At 69.1% G+C, this 21,226-nt stretch carries 18 protein-coding genes; 13 read left to right on the top strand and 5 right to left on the bottom strand.

Annotated features, from left to right (window positions below; genetic code table 11):
• Nucleotides 1–19: 19 nt before the first annotated feature.
• The 3 genes from CU044_RS31355 (at nucleotide 20) to CU044_RS31345 (ending at nucleotide 2,179) form a co-directional block, all read left to right on the top strand.
• The gene (locus CU044_RS31355; protein WP_129772128.1) at nucleotides 20–1,336 is read left to right on the top strand and encodes a S8 family serine peptidase; all 1,317 of its coding nucleotides are present in this window, start codon (nucleotides 20–22) and stop codon (nucleotides 1,334–1,336) included.
• A gap of 119 nt (nucleotides 1,337–1,455) precedes the next feature.
• The gene (locus CU044_RS31350; RefSeq protein WP_129772127.1) at nucleotides 1,456–1,815 is read left to right on the top strand and encodes a WXG100 family type VII secretion target; all 360 of its coding nucleotides are present in this window, start codon (nucleotides 1,456–1,458) and stop codon (nucleotides 1,813–1,815) included.
• A gap of 64 nt (nucleotides 1,816–1,879) precedes the next feature.
• Nucleotides 1,880–2,179 (top strand): WXG100 family type VII secretion target, encoded by a 300-nt coding sequence (locus CU044_RS31345; RefSeq protein WP_129772126.1) that lies wholly within the window; start codon nucleotides 1,880–1,882, stop codon nucleotides 2,177–2,179.
• A gap of 140 nt (nucleotides 2,180–2,319) precedes the next feature.
• On the opposite strand, the gene CU044_RS31340 is transcribed toward CU044_RS31345, so the two are convergent.
• Nucleotides 2,320–2,826: a DinB family protein gene (locus CU044_RS31340; protein WP_129772125.1), complete on the bottom strand. Its 507-nt coding sequence runs from the start codon at nucleotides 2,824–2,826 to the stop codon at nucleotides 2,320–2,322.
• 92 nt (nucleotides 2,827–2,918) lie between these two features.
• Complete coding sequence (locus tag CU044_RS31335) at nucleotides 2,919–3,602, bottom strand: class I SAM-dependent methyltransferase (RefSeq protein ID WP_129772124.1); 684 nt, start codon at nucleotides 3,600–3,602, stop codon at nucleotides 2,919–2,921.
• 143 nt (nucleotides 3,603–3,745) lie between these two features.
• Here CU044_RS31335 and CU044_RS31330 point away from each other — a divergent pair, with 143 nt between their 5' ends.
• A complete protein-coding gene (locus CU044_RS31330; protein WP_129772247.1) occupies nucleotides 3,746–4,324 on the top strand; it encodes an XRE family transcriptional regulator in 579 nt (192 codons plus the stop codon).
• Between the two features lie 146 nt (nucleotides 4,325–4,470).
• On the opposite strand, the gene eccCa is transcribed toward CU044_RS31330, so the two are convergent.
• Nucleotides 4,471–8,448, bottom strand: a complete 3,978-nt coding sequence (eccCa, locus tag CU044_RS31325) for a type VII secretion protein EccCa (RefSeq protein ID WP_129772123.1) — start codon at nucleotides 8,446–8,448, stop codon at nucleotides 4,471–4,473.
• Nucleotides 8,449–8,782: 334 nt separating this feature from the next.
• On the opposite strand from eccCa, the gene eccD reads away from it, so the two are divergent.
• From eccD to CU044_RS31295, 6 genes are all read left to right on the top strand, one after another.
• Entirely contained in the window at nucleotides 8,783–10,291 is a 1,509-nt protein-coding gene (eccD, locus tag CU044_RS31320; RefSeq protein WP_129772122.1) for a type VII secretion integral membrane protein EccD, read from the top strand.
• A 154-nt stretch (nucleotides 10,292–10,445) separates the two neighbouring features.
• The gene (rpsO, locus tag CU044_RS31315) at nucleotides 10,446–10,736 is read left to right on the top strand and encodes a 30S ribosomal protein S15 (protein WP_030351649.1); all 291 of its coding nucleotides are present in this window, start codon (nucleotides 10,446–10,448) and stop codon (nucleotides 10,734–10,736) included.
• A gap of 366 nt (nucleotides 10,737–11,102) precedes the next feature.
• Nucleotides 11,103–13,352 carry a polyribonucleotide nucleotidyltransferase gene (locus CU044_RS31310; RefSeq protein WP_129772121.1) on the top strand — a complete coding sequence of 750 codons (2,250 nt, stop codon included), beginning with the start codon at nucleotides 11,103–11,105 and terminating at the stop codon, nucleotides 13,350–13,352.
• Complete coding sequence (locus CU044_RS31305) at nucleotides 13,349–14,725, top strand: pitrilysin family protein (RefSeq protein WP_129772120.1); 1,377 nt, start codon at nucleotides 13,349–13,351, stop codon at nucleotides 14,723–14,725. Before CU044_RS31310 ends, CU044_RS31305 begins: the two co-directional genes overlap by 4 nt.
• A 36-nt stretch (nucleotides 14,726–14,761) precedes the next feature.
• Entirely contained in the window at nucleotides 14,762–15,514 is a 753-nt protein-coding gene (dapB, locus tag CU044_RS31300) for a 4-hydroxy-tetrahydrodipicolinate reductase (protein ID WP_129772119.1), read from the top strand.
• Between the two features lie 4 nt (nucleotides 15,515–15,518).
• Nucleotides 15,519–15,971, top strand: a complete 453-nt coding sequence (locus CU044_RS31295; protein WP_129772118.1) for a tetratricopeptide repeat protein — start codon at nucleotides 15,519–15,521, stop codon at nucleotides 15,969–15,971.
• 116 nt (nucleotides 15,972–16,087) lie between these two features.
• On the opposite strand, the gene CU044_RS31290 is transcribed toward CU044_RS31295, so the two are convergent.
• Nucleotides 16,088–16,633 (bottom strand): hypothetical protein, encoded by a 546-nt coding sequence (locus tag CU044_RS31290; RefSeq protein WP_129772117.1) that lies wholly within the window; start codon nucleotides 16,631–16,633, stop codon nucleotides 16,088–16,090.
• A 94-nt stretch (nucleotides 16,634–16,727) separates the two neighbouring features.
• Nucleotides 16,728–16,967 carry a hypothetical protein gene (locus CU044_RS31285; protein ID WP_129772116.1) on the bottom strand — a complete coding sequence of 80 codons (240 nt, stop codon included), beginning with the start codon at nucleotides 16,965–16,967 and terminating at the stop codon, nucleotides 16,728–16,730.
• Nucleotides 16,968–17,171: 204 nt separating this feature from the next.
• Between CU044_RS31285 and thyX the strand changes: the two genes are divergently transcribed.
• From thyX to CU044_RS31270, 3 genes are all read left to right on the top strand, one after another.
• Nucleotides 17,172–17,909 carry an FAD-dependent thymidylate synthase gene (gene thyX / locus CU044_RS31280; protein ID WP_129772115.1) on the top strand — a complete coding sequence of 246 codons (738 nt, stop codon included), beginning with the start codon at nucleotides 17,172–17,174 and terminating at the stop codon, nucleotides 17,907–17,909.
• A gap of 196 nt (nucleotides 17,910–18,105) precedes the next feature.
• Nucleotides 18,106–19,005: a 4-hydroxy-tetrahydrodipicolinate synthase gene (gene dapA, locus CU044_RS31275; protein WP_129772114.1), complete on the top strand. Its 900-nt coding sequence runs from the start codon at nucleotides 18,106–18,108 to the stop codon at nucleotides 19,003–19,005.
• 162 nt (nucleotides 19,006–19,167) lie between these two features.
• On the top strand, nucleotides 19,168–20,853 hold the full coding sequence (locus tag CU044_RS31270) for a ribonuclease J (RefSeq protein ID WP_030351640.1): 1,686 nt from the start codon (nucleotides 19,168–19,170) through the stop codon (nucleotides 20,851–20,853).
• Nucleotides 20,854–21,226: the final 373 nt, after the last annotated feature.

Raw genomic sequence — 21,226 nt, 5'->3', positions numbered from 1 at the left:
GGAAGGTGCGGAAGTCAGGATGACGGCAGGAATGAGCCAGGCCCGGAAGCGCGGAACGCCATTTGTATTGCGGCGTGGGCTGCTCCGCGCGCTGGCTGTGGTCGGCGCGTGCACCCTGGGCATCGCCAGTATGGCTCCGGCCGCCGTTGCTGCGGACGGTGTGCAGTCGAAGCAGTGGTACCTGGACGCGATGAACGCCGAGGACATTTGGAAGTCTGCCACTGGCAAAGGCATCAAGGTCGCTGTCATTGATACCGGAGTTAATCCATCCACACCGTCCCTGACAGGACAGGTGCTCAAGGGTTTCGACGCCACGGGCACCGCTGGTGAAGCCACGGACGACTACAGCGGTCATGGGACCACCATGGCTGAACTGATCGCAGGTACGGGGAAGAGCGGAGGAATCCGAGGTCTGGCCCCCGATGCGAAGATCATCCCGATGCGCATTACCGATACAGAGATGCAGAACAATCAGTCGGTCAATGCTTTCGACGCGGAAGACGCCATCCGGGCTGCGGCGGACAGCGACGCGCAGATCATCAGCATGTCCTTCTCAAGTGACTTTTCCGCTCCGAAAGAGAGGGAGGCGGTGAAGTACGCTGAAAGCAAGGGGAAATTGTTCTTCGCGGGGGTGGGGAACAACGCCCAGAAGGGCAACAAGAAACAGTACCCCGCAAGCTATCCGCAAGTTGTCGGCGTCGCCGCGTCTGGCCCGGACGGTCGCGTAGCCGACTACTCCCAGCACGGAGATTCTGTCGATATCGCCGCCCCCGGTAACGACATCCCTCGTTGGTGCGACGAGAGTTTCACCAAGTACTGTGACGGTGACGGCGGAACCAGCGCGGCCACCGCGATCGCCTCCGCCTCCGCCGCCTTGATCTGGTCCGCCAATCCTGACTGGACAGCGAACCAGGTCCTCCGCGTCATGTTCGAGTCCGCCGGCCGAGGCGAGGACTGGAAACCGGGCACGGTCAGCAACTATGCCGGCCACGGCGTCGTGCGCCCCGGTGCACACATCAACCGTGGTGTGGGCAAGCCCGGTGACCCCAACCTCAGCCCTCTGACCAATGAGCGGACGCCGGGCTCTCCCGGCGCGCCCGGCTCGTCCGAGTCTTCGGCCTCCTCCGAGCCTTCCGGATCGGCGTCGGCACCGGCCTCGGGGGCTTCGAACGCCCCGGGCGACGGAGACGGAGACGGGGGCAAGGCCGTCGCCGCGGGCGCCGGCAAGAGCACAGAGGACGACAGCCAGTTGGGCCTGATCCTCGGTGGGGCCGCGGTCGTGGTGGTCCTCGCGGGTGGAGCCTTCTTCGTCCTCCGCAAGCGCCGCGCCGCCTGACCGTATGACCCGCACGTACCTCACCACACCGCCCCGGCCCCGGCATCCACCCGCCGTCGAGGCTCACGCACGGCCCGGGGAGACACACACCCACCGGGATCTTCGAGAAAGGAAGACCAATGGCAGTCCAGAAGGTCAATGGCGTAGCCCTCAAGTCGCTGCAAGGCGAGCTCACCAACAGCTTTGACGACGTCAAGGGGCAGCTGCACGCGCTGCAGGCGACGATCGACAGCCTCGAAGGCGCCTGGCGTGGTATCGGCGCCGGCGCGTTCAACGCGAAGCAGACGCAGATCAACAACAACATGGTGGGCATCGGCAAGCTGCTGCTCAAGTTCCAGGAAGCGATCGAGGCCGCTCGTACGATCTCCGGCAACACCGAAGACGAGGTCGAGGCGGCCCTGAAGGGCATCGACGTGGTCGACGGCTACTCCGGCGACGCCACCGCGACGGCTCAGACGTCGAACCTCAGCAAGTTCTGATACCTGATGGCCGTCCCGCGAATTCGGCCATCGCACCACACCCAGGCAGTAGTTGGAGGACACCATGGCATATGACGACGGCACGATGATCGTCACGTACGCTTCGCTCGAGGCCGCCGCCGGCGACATCAAGAAGCAGGCGGACAAGCTCGACCAGAGCCTCAAGGCCATCCAGGCGAAGATTCGTTCCGTGTCCGAACTCTGGGAGGGCGAGGCCCGGGAGGCGTACAACGTCGCCCAGGCCGACTGGGACCGTAGGGCCACCGAGATCCACAGCAACCTTCTGAAGATCTCGTCCGCGGTCCGCGAGGCAGCTCCCGCCTACCAGAGTGGCGACAAGCGGTCCGCCGCGAACTTCCAGTAGGCACAACGGCGGAAGCCGTCACAGGTCAGGGTGGGCACGCACGGGAGGTGCCCACCCTTCCTTGTGTCCGACGGCCACCTCACCCGATCCAACCGGCCACCTGAGGTGGCCCAGTGCCCCGCGCGCCGGTACCGGGCGTGTCAGCGGCCGGTGGATCCGTCGATCTGCTCGCGGAGGATGTCGGCGTGGCCGGCATGTCGGCCGGTCTCTTCGATCATGTGCACCAGGACCCATCGCATCGACGGCGCCGCCCCCCGGTGCGGCGGGCGCGGGGCGGGAAGGGCCAGATCGGGGCAGGCGCCGATGACCTGGTTCGCTCGCTCGACGGTCGTGCGGTAGTCGGCCAGCACGCTGTCGACGGTGTCCTCCGCGGACGGCCGCATGGTCGCACGCCACTGGTCGGCATCCTCACCGAGGAAGTAGAAGCGTTCGACGAACGCCAGATGTTTGAGCAACCCGAGAAGGCTGGTGCCCGAGGGCACTCCGCTTGTCCGGACCTGCGGTTCCGGCGCGCCCTCGACCTTGTCCGCGATCGCGTTCCGCAGATAGTCGAGGAAGCCCCGCAGGGTGGCCTTCTCGTCGGCGCCGGTCCTCGGAGGGCCGGTGTCCTGCGCCCGTGTCCGGGACCGCCGCGCACTTCCTGGCATCGAATCTCTCCGTTCCGACGTGACGTCGTGTGGTTCAGGCGGTCAACCGACGGTTACTCCGGTCATCCGGCGGTGCGTCATCCGGCGGTGCGTCATCCGGCGGTGCGTTGGACGAGCAGGACGTTGTCGACGACGGTGGCGGTCTCGTCGGCCGGTCCGGTGGCCCGGCGACGCGGCATGTCGGCGCGCGGCACGGACCAGTGCGCGGGGTCGAGATCAAGCTCGGCGGCGATCTCGGTGGGTGTGGGGTAGTGGAGATCGGGGTCCTGGTTCCACGACCAGGGCGCGGTGGAGCCGTGGTCGACGATCAGCAGGAGGCCGCCGGGTCGCAGGGCCCGTGCGGCGGTGCGCAGGACTCGGCCGCGGAGCAACGGGAACGGCGTGTGGAAGTACTGGGCGGAGACGAGATCGAACTCGCCGGCCGGGAAGCTGCGGGCCAGATCGTGCTGTTCGGTGGCGACCCGGCCCGCGATGCCGAGATCGTGGGCACGTTCCCGTATCCGTTCGAGGGCGGTGGCGGAGATGTCCACGGCGGTGACGTGCCAGCCCTGCTGTGCGAGCCAGATGGTGTCGCCGCCGGCGCCGCAGCCCAGATCCAGGGCCGCGCCGGGGCGCAGCGGTGCGGCGGTCTCGGCGAGGAGCGGGTTGACGCGTGCGTCCCAGGCGCGCCGGGTGCGGTAGTGCCGCTCCCAGAACTGCTCGGCGTCCTCGCTCGGCGCGCCCCGGTCGCCCGTGCCGGCGGCGGCGGTGGGTGGCTGTGGCCGGGTGGAATCCATCTGAGTCGCCCCTTCGTCGGCCGGCGTGCCGAGCGTGATCCGGTACGGACTCGCGGACGCCGGTGATGTACCGACAGCATCGCCATCGCCGCTTCGCGCTTGCAAGAAAAGTTGCGGATCCGCATTATCGGGTCATGGGCATCATGGGCACCCCCGAGGAAGACGTTTTGGCAGGAGTCGGACCGCGTCTGCGTGCCCTGCGCCGGGCGCGGAGCGCCACGCTGGCGGCGCTGGCCGACGAAACCGGCCTCACGGCGAGCACCCTGTCCCGTCTGGAGAACGGCAAGCTCCGCCCCACGCTGGAGCAGCTACTGCCCCTGGCGCGGGCGCACGACGTCCCGCTCGACGATCTGGTCGCGGCGCCACCCACCGGCGACCCGCGCGTCCACCTGCGGCCCGTGCGGCGGTCCGGGCTGGTGATGGTGCCACTGACCAGACGGGCCGGCGGTATCCAGGCCTACAAGGTGATCTATCCGCCCGCAGGCCGGGCACCCACGAGGAAACTGCGGACCCACGAGGGATACGAGTGGTTCTACGTCCTCGACGGACAGGTCAGGTTCGTGCTCGGGGAGGAGGAGTTCCGGCTCGGCGTCGGCGAGGCCGCGGAGTTCGACACCCGCGTACCGCACTGGATCGGCAGCGCCGACAGCCGGCCCGCGGAACTGCTCGCCCTGTTCGGCGCGCAGGGAGAGCGCGCACATCTGGCACCGTCCGGCCACTGAGCCGGCCGAGTGGTTACGGCCGGGGGGAGGTGTTCGCCTCCCCCCTCCGGTGCCCCTGTCACGCCCCCCGCGTGTCCCTGTCACGCGCCCGCCGCGTGTCCCCCCACGCGCGTCCCCACGTGTCCCCCCGCGTCCCGCCCCGATCGTCAGCCGTGTGCCTCCGGCATCAGGCCCGTCTGCACCAGCGGGTTTCCGCGGCGGCGCGAGACGAAGATGCCCCGGCCCACCGGCATCGGGCGCATCCTCACGTTGCCGAGCACCTCGCCCTCCTGGGGGTCGCCCGAGAGCAGTACGCCCTGTGCGCCGAGTTCCGTCATCCGCTGGAGGAACGGCTCGTACGCGGCCCTGCTCGCGCCCGCCGCGTTGCGGGCGATGATGAAGCGGACGCCCACGTCGCGCGAGAAGGGGAGCAGCTCCGTCAGCTTCCCCAGGGGGTTGCCGCTCGACGTCGAGACCAGGTCGTAGTCGTCGACGAGCACGTACACGTCCGGGCCGCGCCACCAGCTGCGGTCCCGCAGCTGCTGCGCCGTGACATCCGCCGACGGCGTGCGGCGCCGCATCAGGTCGACCAGGGCGTCCACATGGTGCTCCATGTTGTTGGACATGGGGACGTACTCCGCCAGGTGCGTGGCCGGGGTGGCGTCCAGCAGCGCGCGCCGGTTGTCGATCACGAAGAGCTTGCACGAGTCGCCGTCGTACCGCTCGGTCAGCTGCTTGATGAGCAGCCGCAGCATGTTGGTCTTGCCGGCCTCGCTCTCGCCGAACACCAGGAAGAACGGGTCCTGTTCGAAGTTGACGAAGACCGGTTCCAGGTTGTTCTCGTCGATGCCGAAGGCGACCCCGCGCTCCGGGTGGGCGAAGCCCGCCGGGAGGTCCGCCATCGGCAGTTCGCGCGGCAGCAGCCGTACGGCGGGAGCGCCCGGAGCCGTCCAGTGCCGGGACACCTCCTGGTTCATCGCGGCCGTGGCCTCGGACAGATCGCTGTCGGAGTTGATCCCGTCGATCCTCGGGACCGCCGCCATGAAGTGCAGCTTCTCCGGCGTCAGCCCGCGACCCGGCACCCCCGAGGGGACATTGACCGCGGACTTGCGGTCCAGCTCGGAGTCCATGGTGTCGCCGAGCCGCAGCTCCAGGCGGTTCATCAGATGGTCCTTGAGGTTGGCCCGGACCTCCATCGAGCGCGAGGCCGTGAGGATCACATGGATGCCGTAGCCGAGCCCGCGCGCCGCGATGTCGAGGACGGCCTGCTCCAGGCCCTCGTAGTCCGAACGGAAGTTGCCCCAGCCGTCGATGACCAGGAACACGTCACCCCACGGCTGGTCCGTCGGCGAGATGTCACCGCGCGCCCGCAGCCTGCGGTAGGTGGCGATGGAGTCGATGCCCGCGCCGCGGAAGTACTCCTCGCGCCGCGACAGGATCCCGTACACCTCGGCGACCGCGCGCCGCACCCGCTCGGGGTCCAGGCGCGACGCGACGCCGCCGACATGCGGCAGACCCGCGATCGATGACATACCGCCGCCACCGAAGTCGAGACCGTAGAACTGGACCTCCTGCGGCGTGTGGGTCAGCGCGAACGCCGAGATGATCGTCCGCAGCAGCGTCGACTTGCCCGACTGGGGACCACCGACGATCTGCATATGGCCCGCGGCCCCGGAGAAGTCCCGGTAGAGCGTGTCGCGGCGCTGCTCGTACGGCTTGTCGACCACACCGAGCGGTACGACGAGACGGCCCGCGCCCTCGAACCCGGGCTGCGTCAGCCCGCGTCCCTCCACCCCCGCGAGTCCCGGAAGCAGTTCGTCGAGCGCCGGCGGGTTGTCCAGCGGGGGCAGCCACACCTGGTGCGCCTCCGCGCCCCGCCCCTCCAGCCGCCGCACGATCACATCGAGTACGGAGTCGGCCAGCGCGTCGTCCTCACCCGTACGCGCCTCGGGCACGTCGGGCCGGGTGGTGCTCGGCTCGACATACCGTACGGGCACCGGAGCCGCCGTGAACGCCACGGGCCTGCGGTCCACCGGGAGCGGTCCGCCGGGGGCCGCCGCCCGCTGCTGGTTCGTGCGGTACACGCCGGAGACATAGGCGGCCTTGAACCGCACCATCTCGTCCGTACCGAACTTCAGATACCCGGAGCCGGGCACGTTGGGCAGCTGGTACGCGTCGGGCACGCCCAGCGCCGCACGGGACTCGGCCGCGGAGAACGTCCGCAGACCGATCCGGTACGACAGATAGGTCTCCAGACCGCGCAGCCGGCCCTCCTCCAACCGCTGCGAGGCCAGCAGCAGATGGACGCCCAGCGACCGCCCGATGCGCCCGATCTGCACGAACATCTCGATGAAGTCCGGCATGGCGGTGAGCAGTTCGCTGAACTCGTCGATGACCAGTACGAGGGAGGGGATGGGCTGGAGGGGCGCGCCCGCGGCCCGTGCCTTCTCGTAGTCGTGGATGTTGGCGTAGTTGCCCGCGTCGCGCAGCATCTCCTGCCGGCGGTTGAGCTCACCGCGGATGGAGTCGCCCATGCGGTCCACCAGCGTCAGATCGTCCGCGAGGTTGGTGATCACCGCGGCGACATGCGGCATCTGCGACATCCCGGCGAAGGTCGCGCCGCCCTTGAAGTCCGCGAGGACGAAGTTGAGGGTCTCCGACGAGTGCGTGACGGCCAGGCCCAGTACGAGCGTACGCAGCAGCTCGGACTTGCCGGAACCGGTCGCGCCCACACACAGACCGTGCGGACCCATGCCCTCCTGGGCGGCCTCCTTCAGGTCCAGCATCACCGGGGTGCCGTCCTCGCCGACACCGATCGGGACCCGCAGCCGCTCCGCCTGGGAGCGCGGGCGCCAGGTGCGGGTGACGTCGACGGAGGCCGCGTCGCCCAGATTCAGCAGATCGGTGAAGTCGAGGTTGGCGAGCAGCGGTTCGTCGTCGTCCCCGCCCGAGGCCACGGTGAGCGGCGCCAGCTGGCGGGCGAGTGCCTCGGCGGCCTCCGCGCTCAGCTGGTCGGGCGCGCCGTCGTACACCAGGCCGTGCCCCGACTCCAGTTGCAGCGAGTCGGGGTGGACGACCACGGACAGTCCGCCGCGCGCGCCGGTGACCTCGCCCGGGACGACCTCGATGACCGTCACGCCCTGAAGGCCCTCCGCCGCGGCGAGCGCCGACATGGCGGGTACCGACTGGCCGTCGAGTACGACCACGATGTGCGGCTGGTCGAGCAGCGGCTGACCGCCGGGCTGGAAGCGCGGACGGCCCTCCAGACGGCTCCCCAGCAGCTCTTCCAGCTCCCGCGCGTCGGTGGTGATCAGTCGCCGGCTGCCCGCGCCGTCCGTGCTGCCCGGAACCTGCACATGCGGCAGCCACTTCGTCCACTCCCACCGCGGGACCGCCTCGCGCCCGGCGGCGACGGCGATGACCAGATCGTCGGGGGAGTGCAGCGAGGCGAGCGAGCAGACCACCGCGCGGGCCGTGGAGCGTACGCACTCCGGCTCTCCGCTGACCGTCAGGTGGTAGAAGGCGCGCAGCGAGACGGCCATCGGCAGCCCGCCCAGCGTGCTGTGCGCGGTCAGGAACTGCTGCATCGCCCCCGCGGTGAGCGGCTCCAGATCGTCCACCGGCGCCGTCTCGGGCGCGATGAGCGGGGTCGCGAGCTGCTGGTTGCCCAGCCCGATGCGCACCTGCCCGAAGTCGACGTCGCCCACCCGGCGTTCCCACACCCGGCTGCCCTCGGCGACCAGCGCCCACAGCTGCTCCGGCGACGGATGGAGGTAGTACTGCGCGTCACGCTGGAGGCGCGCGGTGCGCAGTACCGTGCGCCGGGTCTGCGTCAGGTACTTGAGATAGTCGCGCCGCATGTCGGCGAGCTGGCCCTGGGTGCCCCGGCGGTAGCGGACCAGCATCGCGATGGCCATGGCGACCGTCGACGCGATCATCACCATGCCCATGATCCGCATGATCGGGTTCGGGGTCATGAAGAAGAAGACGACCGAACCGCCCATGCCCAGCATCGGCAGCAGCTGCATCAGCGCGCCCTCCTGCTGTCCTCGCGGCAGCTCGGGCGGAGGTTGCACTTGCACCTGCTCGCCGGGTACTTCGGCAGGCAGGACCCGTGGTGGGCGCTTGACGACGATCTGGCTCACAGCTCACCAATTCCCTTGCCGGACGGAATGTTTCCTATCGGCGCCCCCGTGGCGACGGGTTCCATCCGCGGGGAGGGATCCTACTTGCGTGGCGGACGGAGGCATGGCGGTAGGGTGGCGCGACGCGTTTGCGCACCCGTGAACTAGTGCAAAAAACAGGGTGATTCGGGTCGTAGCGCAAGGCCCGGTATCAGCACGCGGCCCACGATCCACACGATCCGCGCACAGGACCCACCCACGCACACGATCCGCGCACGGTTTCCGCGCACCGGATCCGCGTACCCGGTCCACGCGCACGATCCATCAGAACCACAAGGGGGAACAGCAGGTGAGCATGACGGCCCAGACGGCCCGAGCGGCGGCCGCAGGAACCGGTCACCCCGGTCCCGTGGCTCCGGCCGGCGGCGGGACCGGCTTCTGCCGGATCACGGTCGTCGCGCCGGACGGCCGCGTCGATGTGGCACTGCCCGAGGACATCCCCATCGCCGATCTCTACCCGGAGATCCTCAGGCTGTCGGGACAGAGCCCCGCGGAGGGCGCCCCCGTCGGGTACCACCTGGTACGCCGGGACGGCACCGTACTCGACAGCGCGCGCTCCCTGGCGGCCCAGCGCATCCTCGACGGCGAGCTGCTCTCGATGCGGCCCTTCGCCGAGTCCCTGCCGCCGGCGGTCTTCGACGACGTCTCGGACGCCGTCGCCTCCGCCGTCGCCCGCGACAGCACGCTCTGGACCGACGGCCTGATGCGCGGCGCCGGGCTCTTCGGCGGCTCGGTCCTGCTGGTCCTGCTCTCCTTCGTCCTGTGGACCGCCGACCCCCGGCACGACATGCACGGCCTGCCCGGCATCCTGGCCGCCGTCACGGCCGTCCTGCTGCTCGCGCTCGCCGGCGTACGCGCCCGGATCTACGACGACCGGGGCTCGTCCATCGCCCTCGGCATCGGATCACTGGCCAACGCCGCCGTCGCCGGTTCCGGACTGCTGTCGTTCGCACAGGGCCAGGGCACCGGCAGGCTGCAGTTCCTGCTCGCCTGCGGGGCCGTGCTCGTCGCCGCGGTGATCCTGATGATCGTCACTCCGAGCGGGGACGGCGCCTTCGTCGCGTTCGTGTTCGCCGCCGCCGTCGGTCTGCTGGTGACCTTCGTCGCGATCCTGACCGACATGGCCCCCGCCGAGACGGCCGCGGTCTGCGCCCCGCTCGCCGTGGGAACCCTGGCGTTCCTGCCCGGCCTCTCCACCCGCTTCGCCCGGCTCCCCATCGGCTTCGAGCCGCCCCGTTCGTCCGTCGGCGACTACGGTGCCGACCCGGTCCCCCAGGGCCCGGTCGACGCCGAGCGCATCGCGGCCCAGGCCCGGCGCGGTCATGAGCTGCTGGTCGGCCTGGTCGGCGGCTGCGCGCTGGTGGCCGTGGGCGCCGCCGCGGTGCTCGGCTTCTCCGACAGCGTGTGGGGACAGCTGCTCGCGCTCGCCACCGGCATCGCCATGCTGATGCGCGCCCATCTCTTCCGCTACACCGCCCAGGTCGGCTGCGCCCTGGCCGCGGGCCTCGGCGCCCTGGCGCTGCTGGTGCTGGGGCTCTGCCTCAACCCGCCCTCGGAGCTGATCCACGAGGCCCTGCGGGGTGACGGCACGGCGCTGGACATCCGTACGGTCTGGCTCACCACCGCCGTCGCGGCCGTCGCCGCCCTGATCACCGCCATCGGCCTGATCGTGCCGGGCAAGGGCGTGACCCCCTTCTGGGGCCGCTTCCTGGAGATCGCGGAGGCCTTCGTCCTGCTGACGCTCGTACCGCTCTGTCTGGCGGTCTTCGACGTCTACCACTCCATCCGGGCGCTGACCTCCTGACGGGGCTGGTACGCTACGTAGCGGCCGTTTGTGTACGCGTTCCGGGACCGTCCGGAACAGCGCCCAACGGATCCCCGCCTCCCGAGTAACGGAAGCTCCCCAGAGTATTCGACCTGGGGCACTCGGTGGCCACGAAGACCTACGAGGAGTACGCGTGTCGCTCGACGCCGCTACGAAGAAGCAGATCATGACCGAGTTCGGCACCAAGGAAGGTGACACCGGCTCCCCCGAGGTCCAGGTCGCCATGCTGTCGCGCCGGATCTCGGACCTGACCGAGCACCTCAAGACCCACAAGCACGACCACCACTCCCGTCGTGGTCTGCTCATCCTGGTCGGTCAGCGCCGCCGGCTGCTGCAGTACCTGGCCAAGAAGGACATCCAGCGCTTCCGTACGCTGGTCGACCGCCTGGGCATCCGCCGCGGTGCGGCCGGCGGTGCCAAGTAAGACACCGTGAAGGGAGCGGTTCCCACTTCCAGGGGGCCGCTCCTTTCGCGTACGCGCGTACGTTCTGTCGCGCACGCGCCGGGGTACGGGTGGGCCGACCACCCCCGTACCGGGCCCACGAGCGCCCCGCCCGGGACAACCGGAATGTCATCCCGCGGCGAAGCTCAGTAATCTGGTCGCACGAGCACAACTGAAGAGGAGGAGCGAACTCCGCCGCCGCCGGTCCTCGGTAGTGGCTCCCGGAAGGCGCGCGGCCCATGCCGCGGGCCCGGGTGCTTCGATCGAAGACCGGCCCGCACCAAGGAGCGCTTCTCCGTCACGTCCCCTGCCACACGGGCACCGGACGAACACGAGGAGAAAACACTAGTGGAGAACGAGACCCACTACGCCGAAGCCGTTATCGACAACGGAACCTTCGGCACCCGCACCATCCGCTTCGAGACGGGACGGCTGGCCAAGCAGGCCGCCGGTTCCGCCGTGGCCTACCTGGACGACGACACCATGGTGCTGTCGGCCACCACCGCCTCCAAGAAGCCCAAGGACCAGCTCGACTTCTTCCCCCTGACGGTGGACGTCGAGGAGCGGATGTACGCGGCCGGCAAGATCCCCGGCTCCTTCTTCCGCCGGGAGGGCCGGCCGTCCGAGGACGCGATCCTCACCTGCCGCCTGATCGACCGCCCGCTGCGCCCCTCCTTCAGGAAGGGCCTGCGCAACGAGATCCAGATCGTCGAGACGATCATGGCGCTCAACCCCGACCACCTGTACGACGTGGTCGCCATCAACGCCGCCTCCTGCTCCACGCAGCTGGCCGGCCTGCCCTTCTCCGGCCCGATCGGCGGCACCCGTGTCGCCCTGATCAAGGGCCAGTGGGTCGCCTTCCCGACCCACACCGAGCTGGAGGACGCCGTCTTCGACATGGTCGTCGCCGGCCGTGTCCTGGACGACGGCGATGTCGCGATCATGATGGTCGAGGCCGAGGCCACCGAGAAGACCATCCAGCTCGTCAAGGACGGCGCGGAGGCTCCCACCGAGGAGATCGTCGCCGCCGGTCTGGAAGCCGCGAAGCCCTTCATCAAGGCGCTGTGCAAGGCCCAGTCCGACCTCGCCGCCAAGGCCGCCAAGCCCACCGGTGAGTTCCCGGTCTTCCTCGACTACCAGGACGACGTCCTGGAGGCGCTGACCGCCGCCGTCAAGAGCGAGCTCTCCCAGGCGCTCACCATCGCCGGCAAGCAGGACCGCGAGGCCGAGCTCGACCGCGTCAAGGAGCTCGCCGCCGAGAAGCTGCTCCCGCAGTTCGAGGGCCGCGAGAAGGAGATCTCCGGTGCCTACCGCGCGCTGACCAAGTCCCTGGTCCGCGAGCGCGTCATCAAGGACAAGGTCCGCATCGACGGCCGCGGCGTCACGGACATCCGTACGCTCGCCGCCGAGGTCGAGGCCATCCCGCGCGTGCACGGCTCGGCGCTCTTCGAGCGTGGCGAGACCCAGATCCTGGGCGTCACCACTCTCAACATGCTCCGCATGGAGCAGCAGCTGGACACCCTCTCGCCGGTGACCCGCAAGCGCTACATGCACAACTACAACTTCCCGCCCTACTCCGTCGGTGAGACCGGCCGCGTCGGCTCCCCGAAGCGCCGCGAGATCGGCCACGGCGCGCTCGCCGAGCGCGCCATCGTGCCGGTGCTGCCGACGCGCGAGGAGTTCCCGTACGCGATCCGCCAGGTCTCCGAGGCGCTGGGCTCCAACGGCTCGACGTCCATGGGCTCGGTCTGCGCCTCCACCATGTCGCTGCTGAACGCCGGTGTGCCGCTCAAGGCCCCCGTCGCCGGTATCGCCATGGGCCTGATCTCGCAGGAGATCGACGGCAAGACGCACTACGTCGCCCTCACCGACATCCTCGGTGCGGAGGACGCCTACGGCGACATGGACTTCAAGGTCGCCGGTACGAAGACCTTCGTCACCGCGCTCCAGCTCGACACCAAGCTCGACGGCATCCCCGCCTCGGTCCTGGCCGCCGCGCTGAAGCAGGCCCGCGACGCCCGCCTCCACATCCTCGATGTGATGAACGAGGCCATCGACGTCCCGGACGAGATGTCCCCGAACGCCCCGCGGATCATCACCGTCAAGATCCCGGTGGACAAGATCGGTGAGGTCATCGGCCCCAAGGGCAAGATGATCAACCAGATCCAGGAGGACACCGGCGCCGACATCACGATCGAGGACGACGGCACCATCTACATCGGTGCCGCCGACGGACCGGCCGCAGAGGCCGCCCGCGCCACGATCAACGGCATCGCCAACCCGACCATGCCGGAGGTCGGCGAGCGTTACCTGGGCACGGTCGTCAAGACCACCACCTTCGGTGCGTTCGTGTCGCTGCTCCCGGGCAAGGACGGTCTGCTGCACATCTCGCAGATCCGCAAGCTCGCCGGCGGCAAGCGCGTGGAGAACGTCGAGGACGTCCTCGGTGTGGGCCAGAAGGTCCAGGTCGAGATCGCCGAGATCGACCAGCGCGGCAAGCTCTCCCTGATCCCCGTCATCGAGGGTGAAGAGGCCGGAGAGTCCGAAGAGGCGAAGGACACTGTGTCCGACAGCGGCTCCGCCACGGGCGCTAAGTGACAGCCAGCTCCAGGACGACGGCCCGCACCTCCTCGGAGGCGCGGGCCGTCGCCCGTACCCAAACCCTGCTCAAGGGCGAGAACGGCATCGGTACGGTCCGCCGGACGACCCTCCCCGGCGGCCTGCGCGTCGTCACCGAAACCCTCCCGTCGGTACGCTCCGCGACCTTCGGGATCTGGGTGCAGGTCGGCTCCCGCGACGAGACCCCGGCGCTCAACGGCGCCACGCACTATCTGGAGCACCTCCTCTTCAAGGGCACGACCCGGCGCAGCGCCCTCGACATCTCCTCCGCCATCGACGCGGTCGGCGGTGAGATGAACGCCTTCACGGCGAAGGAGTACACCTGCTACTACGCGCGGGTGCTCGACACCGATCTCCCGCTGGCCATCGATGTCGTCTGCGACATGCTCACCGGCTCGCTCATCGAGGCCGTCGACGTCGACGCCGAGCGCGGGGTGATCCTCGAAGAGATCGCCATGACCGAGGACGACCCGGGCGACTGCGTACACGACCTGTTCGCGCAGACCATGTTCGGCGACTCCCCCCTCGGCCGGCCGGTCCTCGGCACCGTCGACACCATCAACGCCCTCGACCGCGACCGGATCGCGCGCTTCTACAAGAAGCACTACGACCCGACGCGTCTCATCGTCGCCGCCGCGGGCAACATCGACCACGCCACGGTGGTACGGCAGGTCCGCAAGGCGTTCGAGAAGGCCGGAGCCCTGTCCCGTGCGGACGCCGCGCCCCTGGCCCCCCGCGACGGCAGCCGCGCCGTGCGCACCGCGGGCCGGGTGGATCTGCTGAACCGCAAGACCGAGCAGGCCCATGTCGTCCTCGGCATGCCGGGTCTGGCGCGCACCGACGAGCGCCGCTGGGCGCTCGGCGTCCTGAACACCGCCCTCGGCGGCGGGATGAGCTCCCGGCTCTTCCAGGAGGTACGGGAGAAACGCGGGCTCGCCTACAGCGTCTACTCGTACACCTCGGGCTTCGCCGACTGCGGCCTCTTCGGGGTCTACGCCGGCTGCCGGCCCAGCCAGGTCCACGACGTCCTGAAGATCTGCCGCGACGAGCTCGACCGGGCAGCCGAGGACGGACTCAGCGACGAGGAGATCGGCCGCGCCATCGGCCAGCTCTCCGGCTCCACCGTCCTCGGCCTGGAGGACACCGGCGCGCTGATGAACCGGATCGGCAAGAGCGAGCTGTGCTGGGGCGCCCAGATGTCCGTGGACGACATGCTGGGGCGGATATCCGCCGTCACCCCCGACGACGTACGCGCGGTCGCCCGCGACGTACTGGGACACCGTCCCTCGCTGTCCGTCATCGGACCCCTCAAGGACAAGCAGGCGGACCGCCTCGACGACGTGGTCTCCTGACCGGGCCGCACCCCCGACGCTGAAGGAAGCAGAGCAATGAGCAAGCTGCGCGTGGCCGTTCTCGGAGCCAGGGGCCGTATCGGCGCCGAGGCGGTACGGGCCGTCGAGGCCGCCGACGACCTGGAACTGGTCGCGGCCCTCGGCCGGGGCGACAAGCTGGAGACCCTGGTCGAGACCGGCGCCCAGGTCGCGGTGGAACTCACCACCCCCGCCTCGGTGATGGGCAACCTCGACTTCTGTGTGCGCCACGGAATCCACGCGGTCGTCGGCACCACGGGCTGGACCGACGAGCGGCTCGCGCAGCTGAACACCTCGCTGGCCGCCTCCCCGGAGACGGGCGTGCTGATCGCGCCGAACTTCTCCATCGGCGCGGTCCTCACCATGAAGTTCTCCGAGACAGCGGCCCGCTACTTCGAGTCGGTCGAGATCGTCGAACTGCACCACCCGAACAAGGTGGACGCGCCCTCCGGCACCGCCGTCCGTACGGCCCAGCTGATCGCGGCGGCCCGCACGGCGGCGGGCAGCGCCCCGCAGCCCGATGCCACCGTCACGGCGCTGGACGGCGCACGCGGCGCCGATGTCGACGGCGTGCCGGTGCACTCCGTACGGCTCCGTGGCCTCCTCGCCCACCAGGAGGTCATCCTCGGCGGCGAGGGCGAGACCCTCACCGTCCGGCACGACTCCCTGCACCACAGCAGCTTCATGCCGGGCATCCTGCTCGGTGTGCGGCGCGTGGTCTCCGCCCCCGGCCTCACCTTCGGCCTGGAACACTTCCTCGACCTGAGCTGAGCCCATGCGTGCAAAGATCACCTACTGTGTCACGGCCGCCGTCCTGGTCGTCTACTTCGTCCTGGTCGGCAGCCGGGGAGTGCTGCTGATCGAACACGGCACGGCACTCACCGTCACCTTCGGTGTCGCCGTGCTGATCCTGCCGCTCATCGGTGTCTGGTTCCTCTGGAAGACCACCCAGTTCGTCGCCCGCGCCAACCGGCTCGCGGCGGAGCTGGAAGCCGAGGGCGGCCTGCCGGTCGACACGCTGGTGCGTACGGCCGGGGGCCGGATCGACCGGGACTCCGCGGACGCCGTCTTCGCCGAGCGCCGGGCCGAGACCGAGGATTCCCCCGACGACTGGCGCTGCTGGTTCCGGCTCGCGGTCGCCTACCACGATGCCCGGGACACCCCCCGTGCCCGCAAAGCGATGCAGCGGGCCATCGCGCTCCGTGACGGCAAGCCCGTACGGGTCTGACGACCCCGGCCACCCCAGGTACCCCGGAGCGCGCACGAGAGGGCGTATGACAGAGCGGGGCCCGGCCTGCCATGGCCGGACCCCGCTCGTACCGCTCTCCTGTCCGTACGACGGCGTCAGACGCCGCGGTACTCGTCTCCCCAGGCCTCCACGGTGTCGGCGGCCCGGTCGAACGCCTCACCACGCGACAGGAAGTCCGCGTTGTGGTCGGTGAGCAGTTGAATCGGCTCACCCTGCCGGCGTACGAGGACGAGCGCCTGCCCCTGTACGGTGCGCGGCAGCCCGAGCCAGCGAACCGGCTGCTGGACGGTGCGCACGGCCGTGACCTGGTCCCAGGACACGGTCTTCGTCAGCAGCAGGCCCACCCGGCGTACGCCGTGCCGGCTCACCCACGCGCCCACGCGGAGCAGGCGCAGGGCGACGGCGATCACCACCCCGGCGACCACCAGACACACCGTCGCACCGGACAGCGCGCCCGCGAACGCGATGATCATCGCCGCGAGCAGAACGAACGAGGCGAGCAGCAGAAGCAGCGCCGCCGCCACCACGCGCCAGGGGCCTGGGCGGTACGGACGCCGCCAATGATCATGATCGTCGAAGGGCAGCGCGACGTCATCGGTCGCGTCAAAAGCCCGGTCGGCCGTCAAGAAGGGCAGGGGCACGACTGATCCTCACTCACAAGCACGCTCGATTGCTGTGCCCGGTGAGGCTATCGATCCCCGGCCCGACCGGACCACCCCAGGGGGGCCGGACGAGTCAGCGGCCCTGTGACGCCTCGGACTGCTGCGTATGGCCGGCCGACTGATTTGTGTCCAGGGACGGCAGTCCGAAAAGCAGCGCGCCGGTGAATCCGGCGACGACGGTCAGTCCGATCAGCGCACGGCTGACGACCTCGGATGTGCCGGCCCGCTGTTTGGGCGGGGGCGCGACGTTACTGCGGAAGCTGTCGGCTTCGGCGACGAATGCGAACGGGACGGCCTCTCGCCGGCGGAACATGGAGGGACTCTCCTTGCGATTCTCGTGATGGAACGCCGCTGATGTGTCAGCTGCTACTCAGTGAGACGAACAACAGCCCCATTCGGTGCCCTAATTCCCCGAATTGACCAATGAACGCTGTGCGAGGCCGGCCCGTCCGTCGCTGTCAGTGCCGAGCCGTAGAGTGGGCGCCGCCCGTGCGATGCGAATGGAAGGACCCCGCCGGTGAGCGACACCCCCGCCGAGACCAAACCGAGCTTCCGCAGCGATGTCACCGTCGAGCTGGTCAAGCACGCCGCCGGTGACTCCGATGTGCTGTGGGCCGCGCGCGTCTCCACCGCCGGCGAGCAGTCCCTGGAAGAGCTCTCGAAGGACCCCGAGCGGTCTAAGGGACTCATCAATTTCCTGATGAGGGACCGCCACGGCAGCCCCTTCGAGCACAACTCGATGACGTTCTTCATCAGCGCCCCGATCTTCGTCTTCCGCGAGTTCATGCGGCACCGCGTGGGCTGGTCGTACAACGAGGAGTCGGGCCGCTACCGAGAGCTCCAGCCGGTCTTCTACGTGCCCGACGCGTCGCGCAAGCTCGTCCAGGAGGGCCGTCCCGGGAAGTATGTGTTCGTCGACGGCACCCCTGAGCAGCAGGAGCTGACCGGCCGCGTCATGGAGGACTCCTACGCACGGGCGTACGAGGCCTACCAGGAGATGCTGGCGGCGGGCGTGGCCCGTGAGGTGGCCCGTTCCGTGCTGCCCGTCGGGCTCTTCTCGTCGATGTACGCCACCTGCAACGCACGCTCGCTGATGCACTTCCTCGGCCTGCGCACCCAGCACGAACAGGCGAGGACCCCGTCCTTCCCGCAACGGGAGATCGAGATGGTCGGAGAGCGGATGGAGGAGCACTGGGCGAAGCTCATGCCCCTCACCCACGCGGCCTTCAACGCCAACGGCCGGGTCGCCCCCTAGACGCTCCGGGCCTGTCCGGGGCACAGATGTACGGTCGGCCGAGTGAAGTGTCCGGATTGCGGCGTTTCGAGAAGTTCATCTAGGCTGATCAAACGGACCCGGCACTGCTTGAACCCCCGAGCAGGCAGTGCCGGGCTCCTCTTGTCCCGTCCCCCAAAGGGACACGGTGAGCTGAGCAGCGAGTAGCGTGTTACCCATGGCTCCGATCTCCACTCCGCAGACCCCCTTCGGGCGGGTCCTCACCGCCATGGTCACGCCCTTCACGGCGGACGGCGCAATCGACCTCGACGGTGCCCAGCGGCTCGCCGTCCACCTCGTGGACGCGGGCAACGACGGCCTGGTCGTGAACGGCACCACCGGTGAGTCGCCGACCACCAGCGACGCGGAGAAAGAGCAGCTGGTACGGGCCGTCCTGGAGGCCGTCGGAGACCGGGCCCATATCGTCGCCGGTGTCGGCACCAACGACACCCGCCACAGCCTGGAGCTGGCCCGCACAGCCGAACGGGCCGGAGCGCACGGACTGCTCGCGGTGACCCCGTACTACAACAAGCCGCCGCAGGAGGGCCTTTTCCGGCACTTCTCCGCCATCGCGGACGCGACAGGGCTGCCGGTCATGCTCTACGACATCCCGGGCCGCAGCGGTGTCCCCATCGACACCGAGACGATCGTCCGTCTCGCCCAGCACCCGCGCATCGTCGCCAACAAGGACGCCAAGGGCGACCTCGGCCGCGCCAGCTGGGCCATCGCCCAGTCCGGCCTCGCCTGGTACTCCGGCGACGACATGCTCAACCTCCCGCTGCTCTCCGTCGGCGCGGTCGGCTTCGTCTCCGTCGTCGGCCATGTGGTCACCCCGGAGCTGCGCGAACTACTCGACGCCCACCTCACCGGTGACGTCCACAAGGCCACCGAGATCCACCAGAAGCTGCTCCCGGTGTTCACGGGCATGTTCCGCACCCAGGGAGTCATCACCACCAAGGCCGCGCTCACGCTGCAGAAGCTGCCGGCCGGACCGCTGCGCCTCCCGCTCGTCGAGCTGTCCGACCATGAAACGGCACAGCTCAAGATCGATCTGGCGGCCGGCGGGGTACAGCTCTGATCACAGACTTCACAACTGAATACGCGAAGACATAAGCCCATCGAGACAAACCGACACATCGGTTTCACCGGACAACAGTCCATACAGACAACAGCAAGTGCACGAATGTCATGCGCGCCACGTGCCTCTGCGGCACGTGGCGCGTGTGGTGAGGAGAGTCTTTTGAGTCATCCGCATCCTGAACTCGGCGCGCCGCCGAAGCTGCCCAAGAACGGCCTGCGTGTCACCCCGCTCGGCGGTCTGGGCGAGATCGGCCGCAACATGACGGTCTTCGAGTACAACGGCCGTCTGCTCATCGTCGACTGCGGCGTCCTCTTCCCGGAGGAGGAGCAGCCCGGTATCGACCTGATCCTGCCGGACTTCACCACCATCCGGGACCGCCTCGACGACATCGACGGGGTCGTGCTCACCCACGGCCACGAGGACCACATCGGCGGTGTCCCGTTCCTGCTCCGGCTGAAGCCCGACATCCCGCTGATCGGCTCCAAGCTGACCCTCGCGCTGATCGAGGCGAAGCTCCAGGAGCATCGCATCCGCCCGTACACCCTTGAGGTCACCGAGGGCCACCGCGAGCGCATCGGCCCGTTCGACTGCGAGTTCGTCGCGGTCAACCACTCCATCCCGGACGCCCTGGCCGTCGCCATCCGCACTCCCGCGGGCATGGCGGTCCACACCGGCGACTTCAAGATGGATCAACTCCCGCTGGACCGCAGGCTCACCGACCTGCCCACCTTCGCCAAGCTCGGCGAGGAGGGCATCGACCTGCTGCTCTCGGACTCCACCAACGCGGAGGTCCCGGGCTTCGTCCCGCCCGAGCGCGACATCTCGAACGTCCTGCGACAGGTCTTCGCGAACGCGCAGAAGCGGATCATCGTGGCGAGCTTCGCGAGCCACGTCCACCGCATCCAGCAGATCCTCGACGCGGCGCACGAGTACGGGCGCAGAGTCGCCTTCGTCGGCCGCTCGATGGTCCGCAACATGGGCATCGCCCGCGATCTGGGCTACCTCCGGGTTCCGGCCGGTCTGGTCGTCGACGTGAAGACACTCGACGACCTCCCCGACCACGAGGTCGTCCTCGTCTGCACCGGCTCCCAGGGCGAGCCGATGGCCGCGCTCTCGCGCATGGCCAACCGCGACCACCAGATCCGTATCGTCCAGGGCGACACGGTCATCCTGGCGTCGTCGCTCATCCCGGGCAACGAGAACGCGGTCTACCGCGTGATCAACGGCCTGACCCGGTGGGGCGCGAACGTCATCCACAAGGGCAACGCCAAGGTCCATGTCTCGGGCCACGCCTCGGCCGGCGAGCTCCTGTACTTCTACAACATCTGCAAGCCCAAGAACCTGATGCCGGTCCACGGCGAATGGCGCCACCTGCGCGCCAACGCCGAACTGGGCGCGCTGACCGGGGTCCGCAAGGACCACATCGTCATCGCGGAGGACGGCGTGGTCGTCGACCTGGTCGACGGCAGGGCGAGGATCGTGGGCAAGGTCCAGGCCGGCTACGTCTACGTGGACGGTCTGTCGGTCGGCGATGTCACCGAGACCTCCCTCAAGGACCGTCGCATCCTCGGCGACGAGGGCATCATCTCGGTCTTCGTGGTGGTCGACTCCACCACGGGCAAGGTTGTCGGCGGCCCGCACTTCCAGGCCCGCGGCTCGGGCATCGAGGACACCGCGTTCTCCGCCGTGCTGCCCAAGGTCGAAGAGGCCATCGGCAAGGCGGCCGCGGACGGTGTCGCCGAGCCGCACCAACTCCAGCAGCTCGTGCGCCGCACGGTGGGCAAGTGGGTCTCGGACACGTACCGCAGGCGTCCGATGATCCTGCCCGTGGTGGTCGAGGTCTGACGCGTCTGACGCATCGTCCGATGCGTCACCCGGAGCGGGGGGCCTCGATTTGCTTCGAGGCCCCCCGCTCCAGTACGTTTACGGCTCCACCTCGACGGGAACCCGAGTTAATCACGTGCCCGGGGGCTTCCGAATGGGGGTGGGAATCCGACTCGGATCACTCTGATAAAGTCGGAATCGCCGGAAGGGGAAACGCGAAAGCGGAAAACTGGAAGGCGGCCCCGCTCCGACGGGGAATCGGACACGAAAGAGTCTGATAGAGTCGGAAACGCAAGAACGCAAGACCGAAGGGAAAAGCCCGGAGGAAAGCCCGAGAGGGTGAGTACAAAGGAAGCGTCCGTTCCTTGAGAACTCAACAGCGTGCCAAAAGTCA

Origin of the sequence: Streptomyces sp. L-9-10 (genome assembly GCF_004151105.1) — a bacterium.
Classification (GTDB): Bacteria; Actinomycetota; Actinomycetes; order Streptomycetales; family Streptomycetaceae; genus Streptomyces.
This window is presented reverse-complemented; position numbering and strand designations above follow the sequence as displayed.